Genomic DNA, 22,012 nt, shown 5'->3' with positions numbered 1-22,012 from the left:
TTTATGAAAAAAAATCAACTTATTTCGCTGGCGATATATGCAATGAGAGTCTCGATTTACCAAATACTTGCAATAATAATTTTTACTTGTGCTGCATTTGCAAATAATGTAGGTGCACAGGATTTTTTGAATATACCCATTTCGATCAAAGCCGATCAAACTGATATTAAAACCATTATTGAAAAAACAGAACACTTAGCCAATGTTAAATTTGTTTACAGTCCACAGTTAATAAACTCTAACCGTAAAGTTTCTATTAATGTGGTTAACCAAAAACTTAAATACTTTCTTGAGAATTCGCTAAAACGTTATGACGTGGGATATAGGATAGTTAAGGATCAGATTCTGCTCTATTCTATTCCCGCAAATAACAACCTCGAACTACTCAAAGCCTTCGAGGGTATTGTTACCGGAAAAGTAACCGATAGTAAAGGCAATGCCATTCCCGGTGTATCGATTACTGTTAAGGGGAAATCAATAGGAACCACAACCGACGAAAATGGAGCCTTTGCTTTAAAGGGCCTAACTGTTGATAGCCGAATACTGGTGGTAAGATACGTAGGTTTTATTTCTAAGGAGGTAAATCTATCACCAGGCAATGCCGACGAAAACCTGAGCATCAGCCTATCAGAAGATAACCTACAATTGGAAAGTGTGATGGTAACCGGCGGTAACCCAAAGAAAAAATTAGAAAGTAGTGTGGCTTTAACCTCCGTAAGCAATAAAGATATTACCAACAGGGCGCCATTAAACAGCACCGATTTATTAAAGGCGATACCGGGCTTAACAGTAGAAAGTACAGGTGGCGACGGACCAGGTAACGTTTGGGTGAGGGGCTTTCCACAGCAGGGCGGCTACATTTTCTTAGGCATACAAGAAGATGGGTTACCGCTTTTGCCAACAGGTTTCAACACCAACCCCTCTGTAGATCAATATTACAAAACAGATTTAACCATCCAGAACATCGAAGCCATTAGAGGTGGTAATGCTTCAATTGTACAAGCCAATACACCAGGCGCTGTGGTAAACAACATCAGTTATGTTGGTGCAGATAAACAGTATGGTCAATTTAAGTTTACCACAGGTTTTTCGCAAGGTTTATACCGTTTTGATGGCAACACCGGTGGCAAAATAAACGATCAGATTAAGTATAATATAGGTGGCTTTTACCGTACTGATAATGGCGTGGTAGATCAGGGCTTCAATCCGGCTAACCAGGGTGGGCAGATTAAAGGAAACATGACTTTCAATTTTAAGAACAACAAAGGCTTTATCAGGGTATATGGCAAATACCTCAATGATAAGGTCCAGTTCTTATTAACGAGTTATTATCCTTACGATGGTACCGGAAAACCAACTACTTACCGCGATTATAATATGGCAACGCAATCAATTACACCGATTCAAACCGATTGGAGCTACAATGATCCTACCAACGGGAGCCATAATTTTAGTTTAACAGATGGAATCCACACTAAATTGGGTTCAGGCGGATTTCAATTCAACTACTTAACCGATAACGGTTGGCAGATTGTTAACAATTTCCGCTACCAAAATACACATACTAATTCTACTTATACAGCCCCTGCAGGCATTGTAGCGAGAACAGCAGCAACACCTTATTACTACCCCGGTGGTTCAGTAGCGCCTTTTGTAGCCGGAGATTATGTAATTACCTCTAACGCACAGGGACAAATTAACAGTGATGTTCAGATCATTAACTACCTGGATTTAAGAAAAAAAGTAAAAGATCATAGCATTAACATCGGATTGGGCATTCACCAATATAACAGAGATGATTTACGTTATGCTTTCCGTTCATTTACCGAATTTAAAGAACATCCAAGCATTTTATTACAATCACCAACAGCGGCAGAACGCACCATTCAAACAAAAAACACTTTCATTGGCGATACCAGAACGCTATCTGCTTATGCAGGCGATGAAATTAAAATATCAGAAAAATGGCGTTTGGATATTGGAGCAAGGATTGACAATCAGAATGTTAAAGGCGACCGGCCATACTATGCATTAAAGGCTGATGGCACAGTTAATACAACCGCCAGTGCAACCCCTACAATTTTAGGTTACACGCATTATGATGAAACTTTAACCAATTGGGCAGCTTCAATAGGTGCAAACTATAAAATAAATGCAACATCAAGTATTTTCGCCAGAGCAACCAAAGCTTACAATGCACCAAACATTGGCGATTACAACGCGTCAGCTTACAATGCGGCAAACATTAAAAAACGTCCTGTTTATTTAGGTGAAGTTGGTTTTAAATATGCTAAAAATAACCTGGCTATATTTGCCTCCGGCAGTTACTCGGCAATTAAAAACACATCATTAACCATCAATGTTCCTACAGTTGCATCGGGCTTACAGGCACTGGTGGCATTTGGTTCTACACGTACCTGGAGTGCCGAGTATGAGGTTTCTTACAAAATTGCCAAACCACTAAGCTTACGTTTGACAGGAACATTGCAAGATTCTAAATACACAGATTACGAAGCAAACACAAGTGGAAATGCTGCTGTTGCGGCCGAATTTGGCAATCGTATTTACAGTTTCACAGGCAATAGAACCGAACGTGTTCCAGTACTCAACACAGAACTTGGTGCCAATTACGACTACAAAAACTTCAACCTGTATGTAGCAGCCAATTACGTTGGCAGCCGTTTCACTTCACCTAGCGAAAGTTATAAACTACCAAGTTACGTAGTAATGAAAGCTGGTGCAGGTTATAACTTTACTAAGAAAATAGCAATAAGATTTTGGGCAGACAACTTGTTAAATGCAAAAGTGTTGACAGAGGGTGATGTTCGTGGAGATCAGTTTAGAGATTTCTCAACAGTAAGCCCTGGTCAATTAATGATTGGCAGAACTTTACTTCAACGTACCTTCTGGGGATCATTAGCTTATTCATTTTAACAAATAAAACCGGAGTTTACGCTCCGGTTTTTTTAATTCTAAAAACATCATGACAACAAGAAGATCATTTTTACAAAAGGTAAGCGTTGCTGGTGCAGCAGCTTTTTTAAGTCCATCTATCATTACAACAGCTTTAGCCCAATCTGCCAAAGTCTCAAAAATCGGAATCGGTCTTTTTACCCTACGCGAACAATTAACGGCAGATGTAAAAGCCACCATTGAGCAGGTTGCCAAAATTGGTTATAATCAGGTAGAAACCTATTATGGCTATCCGGGCAAATATGAGGTAAAAGGCTTTTGGGGTTTGGAGGCAAAAGACTTCAATGCGTTGTTAAAAGCAAATGGTCTCTCCTCTCCCAGCGGCCATTACAATGTAACGGAGTTTTTATCCTCAGGTGATGATAAAGTGCTAAAATCGCACATTGAAACTGCGGCCACTGTTGGACAGAAATATTTCGTTATCCCTGCCTTGCCCACCGATATCAGAGCCAATGGAACATTGGATGATTATAAACACATGGCCGCAAAATTTAACCGGGCAGCCGAGCTTTGCCGAAAATCAGGTTTAAAATTGGCCTACCACAATCACAACTTCGAATTTAAAGATCAGGGAAATGGTGTTACGGGTTACGAAATCCTGCTCAACGAAACCGATACCAACCTGGTAGGTTTTGAACTCGATATTTTTTGGGCAGTGAATGCAGGCTTAAATCCGGTTGATATGTTCAAGAAAAATCCCGGACGCTTTAAAATGTTCCATGTTAAGGATATGGACAAAACAGATAAAGCCGTTTTTGTAGAAGTGGGTTCTGGAAGGATCCATTTCAAAAGCATTTTTGCAGCGTCGAAACTCGCCGGAGTAGATTATATTTTCATAGAGCAAGACATTATTAAAAAACCACCCTACGAGAGTATAACAGAAAGCTATAATTACATCAAAAAAAATCTACTTTAGGCCGATTTTCTCTTAAAAAAATCGGTGTTTTTAAATTTATTGGTAAATAATATGTTCACCTATACTAAATGTACTTTTTACACCAAGTAAAATCCACGTAAAAACATGCTTTAAACCACAATAGAGCGGTAAAATACCGTCTATTTAGAATAATTCTACTCGGTAACAATCACATTGCATACTAATAATTTAACTTAAAAAATTTATTCTTTCCGCTATATTTTTTCTAATATTACTAATTCAACACATATGTAACCAATATATAAAATCATAAAGACAATGCACAGAAGAGAAGCACTCAAAAACGTTGCATTTTTGCTGGGAGGAGCAATCTCGGCAAGTACAATGGGCGTTTTATTTGAAAGTTTTACGCTCCCGGAAAACGAAAAGAATTTTGTACTTTATTCACTCGAAGATGAAAAGATCTTTGCTGAATTCGCTGATATTATTGTCCCGACGACCAAATCATCTGCTGGAGCCAAAGCTGCAGGCTTAGGAAAGTTTATTCCTATGATGATGAAAGATTGTTATCCTGCTACAATGCAAGCCTCATTTGCACAAGGATTTAAAGATCTTCAGGCTAAATCAATGAAAGATTTCGGAAAAAGCTACATTACCTTAACACCTGCCGACCGTAAAAAACTAATGATCGATTTGAGAACAATTGCACTTGCCCAAAAAGAGAGCAAATCGGAAGAGAACAAAGATTTAGCCTACTTTTTTATTACCGCAAGAGATTTAACCCTACTCGGTTATTATTCTTCAGAAATTGGTTGCACCAAAGCACGTGAATATGTGCTTATTCCAGGCCGATATGACGGCAACGCACCTTTAAAACCCGGCCAAAGATCTTGGGCAACGTAATTTCTAACAACAACTACAAAACATCATGAATTTAAATACAAATTTAAAAGCAGAAAATACTTACGATGCTATTGTTATAGGATCGGGGATTAGTGGCGGCTGGGCTGCGAAAGAACTTACCGAGAAGGGCTTGCGCGTGTTAATGCTCGAAAGAGGAATGAACATCGAGCACATTACCGGTTACGAAAATGCTATGAAAAATCCATGGGATTTTAAACATGCAGGTAAACTTACCGAAGAGCAAAAACGTACCCACCCAGTACAAAAAAGAGATTATCCTTACCAGGAAGCAAACGAAAAATGGTGGGTAAACGATTTAGAATGTCCATATACTGAAGATAAACGTTTCGATTGGTACCGTGGTTTCCATGTAGGTGGTAAATCCTTGATGTGGGGCCGTCAGAGTTACCGTTTAAGCGACCATAACTTTGAAGACAATGCAAAAGATGGTCACGGAAGTGATTGGCCGCTTCGTTATGCAGAACTTTCACCGTGGTACGATTATGCAGAGCGTTTCGCAGGGATCAGCGGTTCGAAAGAAAACTGGCCTACCTGCCCTGACGGGGAGTTTTTACCCCCAATGGATTTAAACATTGTAGAAAAATCGGTAAAAGCGCGCATTGAAGAGTATTATAAGAGAGAACGGATCATGATGATTGGCCGTACAGCCAATCTTACTGTTCCGCATAAAGGCCGCGGTAATTGCCAGTACAGAAATTTATGTAGCCGTGGCTGTCCGTTTGGTGCATATTTCAGTACACAATCTTCTACCCTGCCTGCAGCAATGGCAACCAAACGTTTAACGTTAAGGCCATATTCTATCGTAAATCATATCATTTATGATAAAGATACCAAAAAAGCTAAAGGCGTAATGGTTATTGATGCACAGACCAACAAAACGATGGAATTTTATGCTAAAATTGTTTTTGTAAATGGTTCTACACTAGGTTCAACATTCATTTTGTTAAACTCTACATCAGAAGCACATCCAAACGGACTGGGCAATGGAAGTGGCCAGTTGGGGCACAATTTAATGGATCACCATTTCCGTTGTGGAGCATCTGGCGAAGCAGAAGGTTTTGACGATAAATATACTTATGGCCGCCGTGCAAATGGTATTTACGTACCAAGGTACCAGAACATCGGTAACGATAAACGCGATTACTTGCGTGGATTCGGATATCAGGGCGGTGCAAGCAGGGCCAACTGGCAAAGTGATGTGGCCGAATTATCATTTGGTGCAGACCTGAAGGAGAAAATGACCAAACCAGGCAAATGGACCATGGGCTTGGGTGGCTTCGGAGAAATGCTTCCTTACTACGAAAACAAGGTTTATATCGACCATAATAAAAAAGATAAATGGGGACAACCTGTATTGGCTATCGATTGCGAATACAAAGAGAACGAGAAAAAAATGCGTGTGGATATGATGAACGATGCGGCTGAAATGTTAGAAAAAGCTGGCATGAAAAATATCCAAACATACGATAATGGCTGTTATCCAGGTATGGCGATCCACGAAATGGGTACCGCTAGAATGGGTAACGATCCTAAAACTTCCGTGTTAAATAAATGGAACCAGATGCACGAAGTAAACAACGTTTTTGTAACTGACGGATCGTGCATGCCATCAATTGCTTGCCAAAACCCTTCATTAACATTTATGGCACTAACTGCACGCGCTGCAGATTACGCAGTAAAAGAATTAAAGAAAAAGAATATCTAGAAAGGTCTAAGGTAAAAGGTTCGAGGTAGAAGGCATAGGATATAAGGTTTAATAACCCGAAACCCATGAACCTTTACCCTGAACCTTTTTAAGGTAGCAGGAACAGGAAAATTACCGTAAACCTTACACCATAACACTAAAATTAAAATCAAAACCTAATAAAAAACAGAGCAAGAGGCCGAAGACTTAAGGCATAGGGAAATCACCCTAAACCTTTTACCTTAAACCTCACACCTTTATAAAATGAAAAGAAAATTAAGAATGGGCATGATAGGCGGTGGAAAAGACGCCTTTATCGGTGCCGTACATCGTTTGGCTGCCAATATGGACGGCCTAATCGAATTATCTGCCGGAGCGCTTAGTATAAATCCCGAAATTGGTTACGAATCAGGAAAGATCCTTTTTCTTCCTGACAATAGGATTTATACCAGTTACGAAGAAATGCTGACAAAAGAAAGTGAATTGCCAGCTGATGAAAGAATTGATTTTGTAACCATTGTTACCCCAAATTTTGCTCACTTTGCACCTGCAATGATGGCATTGGATAAAGGTTTCAATGTGGTAATAGAAAAACCGATGACTTTAACCTTAGAAGAAGCTAAACAGCTACAGGCTAAAGTACAAGAAACCGGATTAACCCTTTGTTTAACACACACTTACTCGGGCTACCCGATGGTTAAGCAAGCCAAACAAATGGTAAGTGAAGGTGAATTAGGTGCTATCCGTAAAATTGTGGTAGAATATCCACAAGGTTGGTTAAGTACACTTTCTGAGCGCGAAGGCAATGCACAGGCAGCTTGGCGTACCGACCCATCTAAAACCGGAAAAAGTGGTTGTATGGGTGATATTGGTACACACGCAGCACACCTTGCCGAATATATTTCGGGATTAAAAATTACTAAAATTTGTGCTGATTTGAATATTGTAGTGCCTGGAAGAGCCATTGATGATGACGGTAACGTACTGTTGAAATTCAATAATGGAGCTAACGGCGTATTGGTGGCCTCACAAATTGCTGCCGGCGAAGAAAACGCACTAAAAATTAGGGTTTACGGCGAAAAAGGTGGTTTAGAATGGCACCAGATGGAACCAAATACACTAATTGTAAGATGGTTAAATGCACCTGCCCAGATCTACAGAACCGGTAATGGCTATATGGGTAGCTTTGCAAAACACAATACCCGTACACCAGGTGGTCACCCTGAAGGTTATTTAGAGGCATTTGCTAACATTTATAAAAACTTTGCACTTACCGTAAATGCAAAATTAAATAATGAGCAACCAACAGCAGAAATGCTCGATTTCCCTGGTACCTCGGATGGAATCAGAGGAATGGCATTTATTGAAAATGTAGTGGCTTCAAGCCAATCAGATCAAAAATGGTTCGATTATAAAATATAATAATCAGGCATGACAACGATAAAAGGACCAGCAGTATTTTTAGCCCAATTTATAAGCGACGAAGCTCCATTTAATTCACTTGATAATATTTGCAAATGGGCTGCAGATTTAGGATTTAAAGGTATCCAGATGCCAACGCTTGATACCCGCTTTATTGATCTTAAACAAGCAGCTGAAAGTAAAACCTACGCTGATGAATTAAAAGGTAAAATTGCAACTTACGGTTTAGAAATTACTGAACTTTCTACACACCTACAAGGACAGTTAGTTGCAGTTCATCCTGCTTACGACGACTTGTTTGATGCCTTTGCACCAAAAGAAGTACATAAAAATCCAAAAGCCAGAACGGAATGGGCTGTACAACAGATGAAATATGCTGCCAAAGCATCTCAAAACCTAGGTTTAAATGCACACGCTACTTTTAGTGGTTCGTTGTTGTGGCAGTATTTCCACCCTTGGCCACAACGCCCTGCCGGATTAGTTGAAGAAGGTTTTGCGGAATTGGCAAAACGCTGGACCCCCATCTTAAACGAATTTGACCAGTGTGGTGTTGATGTTTGCTACGAAATACATCCAGGTGAAGATTTATTTGATGGCGAAACATACGAAATGTTTCTCGCTGCCGTAAATAATCATCCTCGGGCATGCTTATTGTATGATCCATCTCACTTTGTGTTGCAACAATTGGATTACATTCAATACATCGATTTTTACCACGAACGCATAAAAGCTTTCCATGTTAAAGATGCAGAATTTAACCCTACAGGCAAACAAGGCACTTTTGGTGGATACCAGAGTTGGGCAAACCGTGCTGGTCGTTACCGCTCGCCTGGTGATGGTCAGGTTGATTTTAAAACCATTTTTAGTAAATTGGCGCAGTATGATTTTAAAGGTTGGGCCGTTATGGAATGGGAATGTTGTATCAAAAACCAGCAAGATGGTGCCCGCGAAGGTGCAGCGTTTATCAAAAAGAATATCATTAACGTAACTGATAAAGCATTTGACGATTTTGCGGCATCAGGTAGTGATAGTGCTTTCAATAAAAGAATATTAGGATTATAAAAATAACAGGACACACAAAAACATGCATAAGTATCAACTAACAAACAATACTGCTTATGCAAAGCTTGAATATCAATAAAAACAATAAACACACATGAAAAAAACATTTTTAATTTTAGGCGCTGTAGTCATTTTTATGGCGTCGTTTTCAAAAGCAGATTTAGCGAAAGAGAAAACCGTGGTTGCAACGACAACAACAAACCATGTAGCTTTTCAATCAAATCCAGGCGAAAAACTGATCAATAAATCAGATTGTTTAGGTTGCCACAATAAGACCAACAAAATTATTGGTCCTGCTTACGTAGACATTGCAAAAAAATATCCGGCTACAGAGAAAAACATCGACATGTTAGCAGATAAGATTATTAAAGGTGGAACAGGAGTTTGGGGCAACATGCCAATGAGCGCTCATGCTACGCTAAAAAAAGACGATGCAAAATTGATGGTAAAGTATATTTTATCTCTAAAGAAAAAATAATCGAATTCCGTTAGCAAATCGATTTACTACATATGAAAACAGAGCAAGAAAATAAAAACACGAGTAACCGTCGTGATTTTATTAAAACTTCGGCAATCGCTGCCGCTGCCTTTATGATTGTTCCGCGCCATGTTTTGGGCGGAACAGGCTATTTAGCACCAAGCGATCGCCTATTGGTTGCCGGCATTGGTGTTGGCGGAAAAGGTCAGAGCGATTTAGACATGTTTTACAAAAGCGGAAAAGCAGATATTGCTTTTCTGTGTGATGTAGACGATCGCCGTGCAGCCAATAGTGTAAAAGCTTTCCCTAAAGCAAAATATTATAAAGATTGGCGCGAGATGTTGGATAAAGAACATAAAAACTTCGACGCTGTTTCTGTTTCAACTCCTGACCATAACCATGCCATCCAGGCTTTAGCAGCTATGCAGTTGGGCAAACATGTTTACGTTCAAAAGCCTTTAACACACGATATTTATGAAGCGCGTATTCTAACCGCAGCTGCAAAAAAATATAAAGTGGTTACGCAAATGGGTAATCAAGGTGCATCAAATGACGGCCCACGGCAAATGAAAGAATGGTACGAAGCTGGTTTAATCGGCGACGTACATACCGTTTATGCCTGGACCAACCGTCCGGTTTGGCCTCAAGGTATTCCTTGGCCAAGCAAAAAAGCAGAAATACCTAAAGAGTTAGATTGGAATTTATGGTTGGGAACGGCCCCTGAAAAGGATTTTGTAGATAAATTAGTTCCTTTTAACTGGCGTGGCTGGTGGGATTACGGAACCGGTGCCTTGGGCGATATGGGTTGCCACTTGATCGAAGCTCCTTTTAGTGTGTTAAACTTAAAATACGCCAAAGAAGTTGAGGCCAGCGTAGGTTCTGTTTATGTAGATGAATTTAAACGCGGTTACTTCCCTGAAAGCTGTCCGCCATCAAGCCATGTTACCTTAAAATTCCCTAAAACCAACAAAACCAAAGGTGATGTAACCTTACATTGGATGGATGGCGGTATTCAACCAGAACGCCCAGAGGAGTTAGAAGCAAACGAAACTTTTGGCGATGGTGGTAACGGAACCTTATTTATCGGAACAAAAGGTAAAATGATGTCTGAAACATATAGTGCAAATCCAAAATTATTGCCTTTAAGTAAAAACAAAGACATTAAAGTTGCACCAAAATATGCCCGCGTACCAGATGGCGCAAACGGCCACTACAAGCAGTGGGTTGAAGCTGCAATTGCTGGTTATGGCAAACAAGAGGTGAGTTCGCCTTTCGAAATTGCAGGTCCATTAACAGAAGCTTTATTGATGGCTAACCTGGCAATCAGAAGTTTCGATATCCAAAAAACGGTAAACAATAAAATTACTTATCCAGGCAGGTATACCAAAATGCTATGGGATAACGATAATATGAAAGTGACCAATTTTGATGAAGCAAACCAGTTTGTAAAACGCGAATATCGTAAAGGCTGGAACAATTTAACGCTTTAATAAAAAGTACTTACAAACCTGATGGGTTTTAAAGCCCATCAGGTTTAAATTTAAAAAAATGAAAAAAATCTTTCTTTCTGCTTTTATCCTATTAGCAGTTACGCAAATATCAAAAGCACAAAAAGGCTTTAAGCCATTATTTGATGGTAAAACAACAACAGGTTGGCATACTTACAACAAAACTACTGTTGGTAGCGGTTGGCAAGTTCAGGATGGTGCATTACACTTAGATTTAGCTAAAAAGGGCACTGATGGTGGCGGCGATTTGGTTACCGATAAAGAATACGGCGATTTCCATTTGAAGTATGAGTGGAAAGTGGCTCCAAAAGCAAATAGCGGTCTGATTTTTTATGTTCACGAAGAACCTAAATACCATGCTACCTATTCTACAGGTTTAGAAATGCAGGTTATTGATAACGATGGCCACCCCGATGGAAAAATCACTAAACACCGTGCCGGCGATCTGTACGATCTGGTGAAAAGCTCATCAGAACCTGTTAAAGCGGTTGGCGAATGGAACAAAGCCGAAATTATCAGCAAAAAAGGCAAATTAACGCTAATTTTAAATGGTGTTGAAGTGGTAAAAACCACCCTTTGGGATGATAACTGGAAAAAGATTGTTGCTGGCAGTAAATTTGCTACCTGGGAAAACTGGGGAACTTTTAAGACTGGTAAAATTGCCCTACAAGATCATGGAGATGAAGTTTGGTACAAAAATATCTCTATAAAAGAACTATAACCGAAGTTAAAGGCATAAGGTAAAAGGTTGGGGATTTTTCTCCCCTAAACCTTACACTTTAAATCCTCCGCCCTAACCTAATAACCTTATATAACCAAATGAATAGCACTACCCGCTTTAAACTCTCTGCCATGATGTTCCTAGAATTTTTTATCTGGGGCGCATGGTTTGTAACACTTGGGACTTTCTTAGGAAACAATCTTAAAGCTACTGGTTCAGAAACCGGAGCCGTATTTTCAACACAATCATGGGGCGCCATCATCGCACCTTTTATTGTAGGCTTAATAGCCGACAGGTATTTTAACGCTGAAAGAATTTTAGGCGTACTTCATATCATTGGTGCAATATTAATGTATCAAATGTACAATGCCACCGATATAAGCGTATTTTATCCTTACGTTTTAGGTTACATGATCCTTTTCATGCCTACCCTTGCCCTGGTAAATTCTGTTTCTTTCAATCAAATGAAAGATCCCGAGAAAGAATTTTCTTCTATCCGTATTTTCGGTACCATTGGCTGGATTGCAGCTGGTTTATTAATCAGTTACCTTTTTCACTGGGATTCAAAAGAAGGTACCGAAGCTGGTTTATTGAAAAACACTTTCCTAATGGCAGGTATTGTTTCTTTAACCCTGGGCTTATTCAGTTTCACACTGCCTAAAACACCACCAAAAGTTTCTGCGGACGAAAAAATCACTGTTTCTGATGTTTTAGGCCTTGATGCTTTAAAACTATTAAAAGACAGGAACTTCCTGATTTTCTTTATCTCATCTATTTTGATCTGTATTCCTCTTGCTTTTTACTACCAAAATGCAAATCCATTCCTTTCAAATATTGGTATGGATAACCCTACCGGAAAAATGACTATTGGCCAGGCTTCAGAAGTTATTTTCTTATTGTTTATTCCTATATTTTTTAAAAGATTCGGTTTCAAAATGACCATCTTGGTCGGTATGCTGGCATGGGCAGTACGTTATGCATTATTTGCTTACGGTAACGCAGGCGAATTGAGCTTTATGTTAATTTTAGGAATCGCTTTACATGGCGTCTGCTACGATTTCTTTTTCGTTTCAGGGCAGATTTATACCAATTCAAAAGCTGGTGAACGTTTTAAAAGTTCAGCGCAAGGCTTAATTACCTTAGCTACTTATGGTGTTGGTATGTTGATTGGATTTGCTGTAGCAGGTAGAATTTCTGACGCCTACAAAGCTGCAGATGGGGTAATGGATTGGAAAATGATCTGGATTATACCCGCTGGGATTGCCCTAGTGGTATTTTTATTATTTGCACTAGTTTTTAACGATAAAACCAAGTCTGAAATAGACGCTAAAGCAGTTTAACATGACCTCAAACATAAATAGGAGAAATGCATTAAAGAACATCGTCGCAGGAACCGCTGCGATTGGAGTTTCTTCAGGACTATCTGCCCTCGCAATGGATAAACGAGAATCAAACGAGCCGCTTAGGCTAAAAGGAAATATTAACCATGCCGTATGCCGCTGGTGTTTTAGTAGTTTCGAGGTAGAAGCACTCTGCATCGAAGCAAAAAAAATAGGTATCAAAGGCATTGATTTGGTGGGACCGAAAGATTGGCCTACCTTAAAAAAACATGGTTTAGAATCGACCATGTGTAATGGTGCAGAGATCAATTTAGTAGACGGCTTTAACGACGAAAAATTCCACGAAAAGTTAATTCAAAATTATACCGCAATGATTCCGCTTGTTGCCGAAGCTGGTTATAAAAACCTGATCTGCTTTAGTGGAAACCGTCGGGGTAAAGATGATGAAACTGGCTGGAACAATTGCGTTAAAGGATTAAAACAGTTAATTCCATTGGCCGAAAAGCACAATGTGGTATTGGTTATGGAGTTGCTAAATAGCAAAGTTAACCATAAAGATTACCAATGCGATAGAACATCATGGGGCGCTGAGCTTTGCAAACGTGTGGGTTCAGAAAACTTCAAATTGCTTTACGATATCTATCACATGCAAATTGATGAAGGTGATGTAATCAGAAACATCAGAGATTATCACCAGTATATTGCACACTATCACACTGCAGGCGTACCTGGCCGTAATGAAATAGACGATACCCAGGAGCTATATTACCCAGCTATTATGAAAGCCATTGCCGAAACCGGCTTTAAAGGTTACGTGGCACAAGAATTTATACCTAAACAAGCAGATAAAATTGCCTCATTAAAAAAGGCTGTTGAGATCTGCGATATTTAATCTACACTATGATATCAAGAAGAAATTTTATAATCAACAGCAGCATGGCTGCGGCAGCGGCACTTTTAGTTCCTTCATTTGTTTTTGCAGCAGCCGATAAAAGAGCGGTTGGCCTCCAACTGTACTCTTTAAGAGAAGAATTGCCAAAAGACGTAAAAGGGACAATAGAAAAAATTGCCAAAGCTGGTTTTAAAGAAGTTGAAACATATGGTTTTTCAATAAAGGATCAGTTTTGGGGTTTAACGCCTGCTCAATTTAAAAAACTGCTAGATGATAATGGACTGAAAGCTCCAAGTGGTCATTACGGTTTAGGCACTTATTTAAGCGACGGCAATACCACCGAATTAAAAGCTGCAATTGCAGCAGCAAAAGTACTTAAAAGCGAATATGTAACTATTCCCTGGTTAGATTCAAGCATCAGAAAGAATGCTGAGGATTATAAGAAAATTGCAGCCAGAATAAATGAAGCCGGGAAAATGTGTAAAGCAGCTGGCATCCGTTTAGCTTACCACAACCACAATTTTGAATTCGAAAAAATTGGCGATACCACCGGTTACGAAATTTTGTTAAAAGGTACCGATAAAAAATTAGTCGATTTCGAACTCGATCTGTATTGGGTGGTACGTTCAGGAAACGATCCTATAAAACTGTTTAAAGAAAATCCGGGCCGTTTTACCATGTGGCATGTTAAAGATATGGATAAAGCTAATCCAGCCTTAAATGCTGAAGTTGGAACCGGCGCTATAAATTTCAAACCAATTTTTGCCGATGCTAAACTTTCGGGCATGAAACATTTCTTTGTAGAGCACGAAACCAACTACAAACCAAACCCAATGGCATCTGTTGCAGCAAGTTGTGCTTATATTAAAAAGGAGATTATTTAAAAGAGATGAATTCAAGAAGAACATTCTTAAAGCAAGCAGGGTTAGCTGCCGGAGCAGCATTCTTAATCCCTTCCTTTGCCTTTGATAAAGCAAATAAAAATATTGGTTTACAACTGTACTCTTTACGTAATGAATTGCCAAAAGATGTAAAAGGCATTATCGAAAAAGTAGCACAGGCCGGTTACAAAGAAGTTGAAACCTATGGTTTTTCTAACGGAAAATTTTGGGGCTTAACACCAAAAGAATTTAAAGCATTACTTAATGCCAATGGTTTAAAAGCACCAAGCGGTCATTATGGTATGGATGATTTTTTAAAAACAGGCAAAACTGATAAATTAAAAGCAGATATCGAATCTTCAGCAGCTATTGGTGGTAAATTCTTTACCATTGCTGGTGCACACGTAGATACGAGCAAAGGTGTGGATGGCTTTAAGAAAACTGCTGAAGCTTTTAACAAAGTTGCCGAAATTGCAAAAACATCGGGCCTAAAATTTGCTTATCACAACCACGATTTCGAATTTAAAAAATTAGGCGATACCACCGGTTATGATGTTTACTTAAGCGAAACCGATAAAAATCTGGTCAATTTCGAAATGGATTTATACTGGGTAGTACGCTCGGGTAATGATCCGCTTGCTTTGTTTAAAAAATATCCGGGCCGCTTCCCAATGTGGCATGTTAAAGATATGGATAAAGCCAAACCTGAATGGAATACCGAAGTAGGTAAAGGTTCTATTGATTTTAAAAGCATTTTTGCCCAGGCAAAACTTTCGGGCATGCAACATTTCTTTGTAGAGCACGAAACCAATTATCAACCTGATCCTATTGGTTCAATCAAAACAAGCTGCGATTACATCAAAGCCAATTTGATATAAACTTTCTCAACCTTGCAGGTTAATACCCTGCAAGGTTTATTCCCTTTTCCGGCCTTGAAGCCGTCTCCCACCTGATTCTATTGCGTTTTCTTCAAAAAACCGCATTATTTATTGAAAAAATAATATTTCTGCCATTAAAAGCAAATTAAATTGGCAACGATAGGGATATAAGCTTAATTTTTAGCATATTTGGCCTTATATCAAATGTTTAATAAAAAATAATTAAAATTTAAAATGAAAGTAGCAGTAGTGGGTGCCACCGGATTGGTGGGCACTGTCATGTTAAAAGTATTGGAGGAAAGAAATTTCCCTTTAACAGAGTTAATTCCCGTAGCATCAGAAAAGAGTGTTGGCAAGGAAATTACTTTTAAGGGTAAGAAGTTCCCAATTGTTAGCATGGATACTGCAATCAGCATGAAACCAGATATCGCTTTGTTTTCAGCAGGTGGAAATACTTCATTGGAACATGCGCCACGTTTTAAAGAAGCCGGAACAACCGTTATCGATAACTCATCTGCATGGAGAATGGATCCTGCAATTAAATTAATTGTACCAGAAGTTAATGCACACGAACTTTCTATCGACAACAAAATAATTGCTAACCCGAACTGTTCTACCATTCAAATGGTTGTGGTTTTAAAACCTTTGCACGATAAATACAAAATTAAACGTGTAATCGTTTCTACTTATCAATCGGTTACCGGTACAGGCGTTAAAGCAGTTGAGCAGTTAATGAACGAGCGTAAAGGCGTTGATGGTCCTAAGGCTTATCCATACGAAATAGATTTGAATGTTCTTCCGCATATCGATGTTTTCACAGACAACGGATATACCAAAGAAGAAATGAAAATGGTTAAGGAAACGAACAAAATCATGAGCGATGATACCATTAAAGTTACCGCTACTACCGTTCGTATCCCGGTTATGGGTGGTCACTCAGAGTCTGTTAATATTGAGTTCGAAAATGATTTCGATTTAGCTGAAGTACGCAGCATTTTAGAAAAGGCACCAGGCGTAATTGTTGTAGATGATGTTGCCAACCTAAAATACCCGATGCCAAAAGATGCACATGAAAAAGATGAAGTTTTTGTAGGTCGTATCCGTAGAGACGAATCGGCACCAAAAGCATTAAACCTTTGGATTGTTGCCGATAACTTACGTAAAGGCGCTGCAACCAATGCAGTTCAAATTGCCGAATACCTGGTTCAAAAAGAATTGGTTTAATCAATAAATACAAGCCCCCCGATGTAAAATCGGGGGGCTTTTTTATGCGCTCCATTTATAAAAAAATATTCCGCTGGCCTTAATTTACTCGCGGCAATTGATTGGTTTTGCAACTATTCTACTCAGTGTTTTTAAGGCTGTACATTACCCCTCTCTAGCCATTATATTAATATTCATTGGTTTGCTAACTAATGTAGTTGATGGTATTATTGCCCGCAGGCTCAAACATTTGTAAAGATGTTATCATAACAACCATCACCTTTTAATTAATTTTATCTTTGCTAATCCTCAAACAGATAAAATCCCCATGCGATTAAAAATATATTCACTATTCCTTTTAATTTTTGCTGCAAACATTGTTGATGCCCAAAACCGAATTCAAAACATCGAAAAAGCTTTTAATAATTTATTGAACGACGAACAGGCAAAGCATGCTATTGTTTCACTTTGTGTTTTGGATGCCAATACAGGTAAAACGCTTTATGCCAAAAATGAGCAGATCGGTTTGGCTACCGCTTCAACCTTAAAAACCATTACCGCAGCCACTGCATTTAGTATATTAGGAAAAGATTTTCAGTTCCAAACTACTTTGGCTTACACGGGTATAGTTAGTGCTGATGGCACATTAAAAGGGAATTTAATGATTATTGGCAGCGGTGATCCTACCTTAGGTTCGTGGCGTTACCAAAACAAAGAAAATACCGTTTTAACACAATGGGTTGCAGCTATAAAATTGGCTGGCATAAAAAAAATTGAAGGCGCCGTAATTGGCGACGACCGTATTTTTGGTACACAAACTACACCCGAAGGCTGGGTTTGGCAGGATATAGGCAATTACTACGGTGCCGGAACTTCTGGCTTAGCCTGGCGCGAAAATCAGTTCGATATCCATTTGAAACCTGGAAATAGCACTGACGACGAGGTAAAAATTATAAAAACAGTTCCGGCTACACCTTATGTGCAGCTAGTAAATGAACTAAAAACCGGCGCATCTGGTACGGGAGATAGAAGTTATGCTTTTCTTCCACCTTATAGTAATGTTGCCTATCTCCGTGGAAGCTGGGGAATTGGCATCGCTAAAGCGGGCATTTCAGTCGCCCTCCCCGACCCTGCTTTTGATTGCGCCTACCGTTTACAGGATACTTTAAAAAGATTGGGCATTTCGACCGGTCTACAGGCCACAACTACGAGGTTAATGGCTTTAAACAATCAGGTTATTCCTTCTGTTACACAGAAAATCAACACGATCAGTTCGCCAGGTTTAAGCGAGATCACTTATTGGTTTTTAAAGAAAAGCATCAATTTATATGGCGAATCACTTTTGAAAACCATTGCTGTAAAATCAGGAAAAACGGGTACAACAAGCAAGGGAGCAGAAACCGAAATCAATTTTTGGGCTGATAAAGGCATCGATAGAACGGCATTGAATATTATCGACGGCAGCGGACTTTCTCCAGGTGACAGGATAACAACCTCGTCAATGGCCAGTATACTTTTCCAGATTCAAAAAGAAAATTGGTTTCCTGATTATTATAAAGCCCTGCCAGAATACAATGGCATGAAGATTAAAAGCGGAACGATAAATGACGTTTCGGCGTTTGCAGGTTACCATACTGATGCTGCAGGCAACAAATATGTGGTAGTGATTAATATTAATAATTATAGCGGAAGCGCGATTAACAAGAAGCTGTTTAGGGTATTAGATGAATTGAAGTAATATCAACACAAAACATTACTCTCCCACTCCATGATCTGTGTTTTCACAGAACATTCGTAAATTAATTATTTACTTTTTACGATATCGCATTATCATTCAAATAATTCCTTCTAAACACCATCCAAGCAGCAATAATATTTACAGGAATTAGCACTAAGCCTAAGCCAAACATAATAACGATGTAAAAAAAGAAAAACAGGCTAAAAACTTTTATCAAAAATCCTTTAACCTGAATTCCATTCAGTAAAAGCAAACTTCTAAACAACAAGATTGCAGAAAAGGCAAATATGATTAACTCAAACGATGTTAAAATGCCAAAGTTGGTAAATATCCAACATATTTCGGGCAATAATAAAACGAGATAGTTTAAGCAAAAGCTAAAAAATATCTTCGATTTGGTAAATGGAAAATTTGAGAGGAAAGACAGGTAGCGATCGTTAAAGATCTTTTCCTGATAAATGAGTATCACATGTGCCACTACAATACAGGAAGTAATCAGCATAAGTAACTTGTCATTATCTTTAAGATCAATAAAAACGAAAAACACGCTCGAAATCAATCCCCATGAAAGCAGCTTGGTAAGCGTATAAGCCAACTTCGATTGATTGAAAACCTGAAAACTGTATAACAAAAAGACCGGCTTATTCCATTTTCCGGTAATCCTGATCAACCAACTGGGTCTATTAGCATCGATTAAACAATTACTTTCTTTTAAACAGATATATGCACCGGCCATAATCAGAAGCAGCTGAAAAAGTAATATAACTATAGAAATAAAATAGAAACCAAATATCAGTCCAATGGTTATTGCATATAAGGTATAACTTAAAACCGGGATGAAAATATATACTTGTACAATAAACCAATTTTTAAACTGCTGTTTTTTACTTGATGCGGTAAAACTATAATAGAGAAACTCTTGTTGGGGCAAAGCAAGCTGGCTTAAAACATATTTTAAGCTTTTATACGCATAAAGAGAACTTCCTATCAGGTAAAAAGTTAAAATAAGTGGGTTACTCACTATACTAACGGTAAAGAAAAACTGCCAAAAATCTATTTGCTCTGGCCGAACAGTGCCCAAAGTATTAATAAACAAACAGTAACTGATCAGTATCACGAAGATGAATACCAACATACCTGCATGGGTACGGTAAAATCCATCAACAAATATTTTCTTTAAGGCGGTGTTAGAAAGCAAAGACATTAAAAATTCAATGTTATTTTTTTATCTTCAATATTAATCTGTTTTAATCCAGGCAGTTTCGCTTCATCTAATGATTGATGTGAAGACAATAGAAAACTGATTTTTTCATTTTGATACTTTTTATTGATCCAACGGTATAATATTTCTAAAGATTCTACATCAATTGTATTTAAAGGTTCGTCTAACAAGATTAACCTTGGTTGCCCTAAAAAAGCCAAAACCAACGATAGCTTTTTCAACATGCCACTAGAATATGAACCCACCGGGTTATGGATGTATGGTTTCATTCCCATATCAGTTATTAAAGTATCTCCTTGGCCGGAGACAGCTTCTTTTGCTTTAGCAAAAAGATCGACCATTTCAAATCCGGTTAAAAATTCAGGATATAGCGGTTCGGCTTCGGCAAAATTTACAAGCTTTCGATAAGAAACGCCATGATGTTTCAAGTAGACTGTACCAATTGCGATATCGCCCTTAAAAGACAATATTCCAGCAATTGCTTTCAGCAGCGTGCTCTTGCCTACCCCATTGCTACCTTTTATCCAGAAAATGCCTTCCGGGATTTTAATATTATCTATCTTTAAAATAAGATGATTGAAATAAGATTTTTCAAATTGATTGAAGTGTAACATAAAACCATTTTATTTCTGACTTTAGTTTTAATAAAAAGTTACAGATCTTATTTATCTTGATAAAATTATAAACGATGCAATTAGTTTTACGCCCTTATCAACCTAGTGATGTTAAAAATTTGGTTAAACATGCCAATAATTTTAATATTTCTAAATACCTGACCAATAAATTCCCTTTCCCATACGAAGAAAAAGATGGAGAGGCTTTTATACAGTTAGCTCAGAGTCACGATCCATTACAGATCAAAGCTATTGTGTTGAATGATGAAGTAATCGGATCGATAGGTGTGCATCAACTTGCAGATATCTACAGCAAAAGTGCAGAAATGGGTTATTGGATTGCTGAGGAACACTGGGGCAAGGGCATTGTTCCACTTGTTATAAAAGAAATGCTTAAATACGGTTTCGAAACATTTGATATCGAAAGGATTTTCGCCAGGACTTCACATACCAACCTGGCCTCACAACATGTTTTAAAAAAAGCTGGTTTTGTTTTCGAGGCGGAGTTGAAAGGAACCATTTTTAAAAATGGCGAATACTTTGATGAATTAATTTTCGGGTTCAGGAAACATCAGCTAAGCTAAGAACGGAATTAAAACATTTTGTTAAACTCAAAGCTTATTGCGTAAATTCGTACAAACCAAAAACAACAAAACAATGAAATTATCGATCAAATCAGTAGTGCTGTTTATTGCACTTTTGGGTGCAATAGATCTTGCCAATGCCCAGGGGGTCAAATTCCCACAAGCCAGTAGTGGGCAAACCTTAATCCAGGATTTTGGATTGGGCAAAATAACTTTAACCTACTCACGTCCTAATGTTAAGGGCCGTAAAATTTTTGGCGGTATGGAACCTATGGGCGTGGTTTGGCGCAATGGCGCAAATGCAGCAACACGCATCAAATTTACCGATGATGTTAAAATTGAGGGCAAAGATCTGCCTGCGGGCGAATATGGCCTGTTCAGCATCCCAGGTAAAAACGAATGGACGGTTATTTTTAGCAAAACGCCCGATCAATGGGGAGCCTACACTTATAAAGAAAGTGACGATATACTGCGTGTAAAAGTAAAAACGACAGCTTTAAAGGATAAAGTAGAAACCTTAACCATGCAATTTTCGGCTGTAAGCGAAACCTCGGCTACTTTAAATATGATGTGGGAGAATAGTGCATACGCCATTAATATTACTACTTCTATTGATGAAAAAGTAATGGCTAATATTGTTGAAGCGATGAAAGGTGAAAAGAAACCATATTTTGCGGCCGCACAATATTATTTTCAAAATGGAAAAGATTTAAAACAAGCTTTAGAGTGGATGACTGAAGCAGAAAAATCAGATCTAAAAGCACCTTGGTTTAAGCTATGGAAAGGCCGTATCCAGTTAAAAATGGGCGATAAAGCAAGTGCAGCAGTTACAGCACAACAGGGAATTGAGGCTGCAAAAGCACAAAAGATTGATGAATATGTGCGCTTAAATTCTGAACTTTTGGCCGAGGCTAAAAAATAAGGGGATAGAAAGATCGTCATTGCAATGACGGTTTATCACAGACTATCACCATAATAGAAATCTTCTGCAATTTATATTGATTTTTATAT

At 38.5% G+C, this 22,012-nt stretch carries 20 protein-coding genes; 18 read left to right on the top strand and 2 right to left on the bottom strand.

The window, feature by feature from the left end; genetic code table 11:
* The first annotated feature begins 3 nt into the window (after positions 1-3).
* From HDC90_RS04280 to dacB, 16 genes are all read left to right on the top strand, one after another.
* Entirely contained in the window at positions 4-2,934 is a 2,931-nt protein-coding gene (locus HDC90_RS04280) for a TonB-dependent receptor domain-containing protein (RefSeq protein ID WP_184464208.1), read from the top strand.
* Positions 2,935-2,983: 49 nt separating this feature from the next.
* Positions 2,984-3,889, top strand: coding sequence for a TIM barrel protein (locus tag HDC90_RS04275; protein ID WP_184464206.1), 906 nt, complete (start codon positions 2,984-2,986; stop codon positions 3,887-3,889).
* A gap of 279 nt (positions 3,890-4,168) precedes the next feature.
* Positions 4,169-4,753, top strand: a complete 585-nt coding sequence (locus HDC90_RS04270) for a gluconate 2-dehydrogenase subunit 3 family protein (protein WP_167296755.1) — start codon at positions 4,169-4,171, stop codon at positions 4,751-4,753.
* A 25-nt stretch (positions 4,754-4,778) separates the two neighbouring features.
* Positions 4,779-6,479, top strand: a complete 1,701-nt coding sequence (locus HDC90_RS04265) for a GMC oxidoreductase (RefSeq protein ID WP_184464204.1) — start codon at positions 4,779-4,781, stop codon at positions 6,477-6,479.
* Positions 6,480-6,722: 243 nt separating this feature from the next.
* Positions 6,723-7,880: a Gfo/Idh/MocA family protein gene (locus HDC90_RS04260; RefSeq protein ID WP_184464202.1), complete on the top strand. Its 1,158-nt coding sequence runs from the start codon at positions 6,723-6,725 to the stop codon at positions 7,878-7,880.
* Between the two features lie 9 nt (positions 7,881-7,889).
* Positions 7,890-8,942 carry a sugar phosphate isomerase/epimerase gene (locus HDC90_RS04255; RefSeq protein ID WP_184464200.1) on the top strand — a complete coding sequence of 351 codons (1,053 nt, stop codon included), beginning with the start codon at positions 7,890-7,892 and terminating at the stop codon, positions 8,940-8,942.
* A gap of 94 nt (positions 8,943-9,036) precedes the next feature.
* A complete protein-coding gene (locus tag HDC90_RS04250; protein WP_184464198.1) occupies positions 9,037-9,420 on the top strand; it encodes a c-type cytochrome in 384 nt (127 codons plus the stop codon).
* Between the two features lie 32 nt (positions 9,421-9,452).
* Positions 9,453-10,910 carry a Gfo/Idh/MocA family protein gene (locus HDC90_RS04245; RefSeq protein WP_184464196.1) on the top strand — a complete coding sequence of 486 codons (1,458 nt, stop codon included), beginning with the start codon at positions 9,453-9,455 and terminating at the stop codon, positions 10,908-10,910.
* A gap of 58 nt (positions 10,911-10,968) precedes the next feature.
* Complete coding sequence (locus HDC90_RS04240; protein WP_184464194.1) at positions 10,969-11,649, top strand: DUF1080 domain-containing protein; 681 nt, start codon at positions 10,969-10,971, stop codon at positions 11,647-11,649.
* 98 nt (positions 11,650-11,747) lie between these two features.
* Positions 11,748-12,989: a nucleoside permease gene (locus HDC90_RS04235; RefSeq protein ID WP_184464192.1), complete on the top strand. Its 1,242-nt coding sequence runs from the start codon at positions 11,748-11,750 to the stop codon at positions 12,987-12,989.
* Position 12,990: 1 nt separating this feature from the next.
* Complete coding sequence (locus HDC90_RS04230) at positions 12,991-13,881, top strand: hydroxypyruvate isomerase family protein (RefSeq protein ID WP_184464190.1); 891 nt, start codon at positions 12,991-12,993, stop codon at positions 13,879-13,881.
* Positions 13,882-13,889: 8 nt separating this feature from the next.
* Positions 13,890-14,765 carry a sugar phosphate isomerase/epimerase gene (locus tag HDC90_RS04225; protein ID WP_184464188.1) on the top strand — a complete coding sequence of 292 codons (876 nt, stop codon included), beginning with the start codon at positions 13,890-13,892 and terminating at the stop codon, positions 14,763-14,765.
* Positions 14,766-14,770: 5 nt separating this feature from the next.
* The gene (locus HDC90_RS04220) at positions 14,771-15,640 is read left to right on the top strand and encodes a sugar phosphate isomerase/epimerase (RefSeq protein WP_184464186.1); all 870 of its coding nucleotides are present in this window, start codon (positions 14,771-14,773) and stop codon (positions 15,638-15,640) included.
* 234 nt (positions 15,641-15,874) lie between these two features.
* Entirely contained in the window at positions 15,875-16,864 is a 990-nt protein-coding gene (locus HDC90_RS04215) for an aspartate-semialdehyde dehydrogenase (RefSeq protein WP_184464183.1), read from the top strand.
* A 67-nt stretch (positions 16,865-16,931) separates the two neighbouring features.
* Positions 16,932-17,099 (top strand): CDP-alcohol phosphatidyltransferase family protein, encoded by a 168-nt coding sequence (locus HDC90_RS25665; RefSeq protein ID WP_370576570.1) that lies wholly within the window; start codon positions 16,932-16,934, stop codon positions 17,097-17,099.
* A gap of 72 nt (positions 17,100-17,171) precedes the next feature.
* The gene (dacB, locus tag HDC90_RS04205) at positions 17,172-18,581 is read left to right on the top strand and encodes a D-alanyl-D-alanine carboxypeptidase/D-alanyl-D-alanine-endopeptidase (RefSeq protein ID WP_184464179.1); all 1,410 of its coding nucleotides are present in this window, start codon (positions 17,172-17,174) and stop codon (positions 18,579-18,581) included.
* Positions 18,582-18,657: 76 nt separating this feature from the next.
* Here dacB and HDC90_RS04200 read toward each other — a convergent pair whose 3' ends face one another.
* Together HDC90_RS04200 and HDC90_RS04195 are read right to left on the bottom strand one after the other, a co-directional pair.
* Entirely contained in the window at positions 18,658-19,785 is a 1,128-nt protein-coding gene (locus tag HDC90_RS04200; protein WP_184464177.1) for a hypothetical protein, read from the bottom strand.
* A complete protein-coding gene (locus tag HDC90_RS04195) occupies positions 19,785-20,417 on the bottom strand; it encodes an AAA family ATPase (protein ID WP_184464175.1) in 633 nt (210 codons plus the stop codon). The genes HDC90_RS04200 and HDC90_RS04195 overlap by 1 nt, the downstream gene beginning before the upstream one ends.
* A gap of 74 nt (positions 20,418-20,491) precedes the next feature.
* Between HDC90_RS04195 and HDC90_RS04190 the strand changes: the two genes are divergently transcribed.
* Together HDC90_RS04190 and HDC90_RS04185 are read left to right on the top strand one after the other, a co-directional pair.
* Positions 20,492-21,001 carry a GNAT family N-acetyltransferase gene (locus HDC90_RS04190; RefSeq protein ID WP_184464173.1) on the top strand — a complete coding sequence of 170 codons (510 nt, stop codon included), beginning with the start codon at positions 20,492-20,494 and terminating at the stop codon, positions 20,999-21,001.
* A 73-nt stretch (positions 21,002-21,074) separates the two neighbouring features.
* Positions 21,075-21,923, top strand: coding sequence for a DUF2911 domain-containing protein (locus HDC90_RS04185; RefSeq protein WP_184464171.1), 849 nt, complete (start codon positions 21,075-21,077; stop codon positions 21,921-21,923).
* Positions 21,924-22,012: the final 89 nt, after the last annotated feature.

It is taken from the genome of Pedobacter sp. AK013 (assembly GCF_014205835.1).
GTDB lineage: Bacteria > Bacteroidota > Bacteroidia > Sphingobacteriales > Sphingobacteriaceae > Pedobacter.
This window is presented reverse-complemented; position numbering and strand designations above follow the sequence as displayed.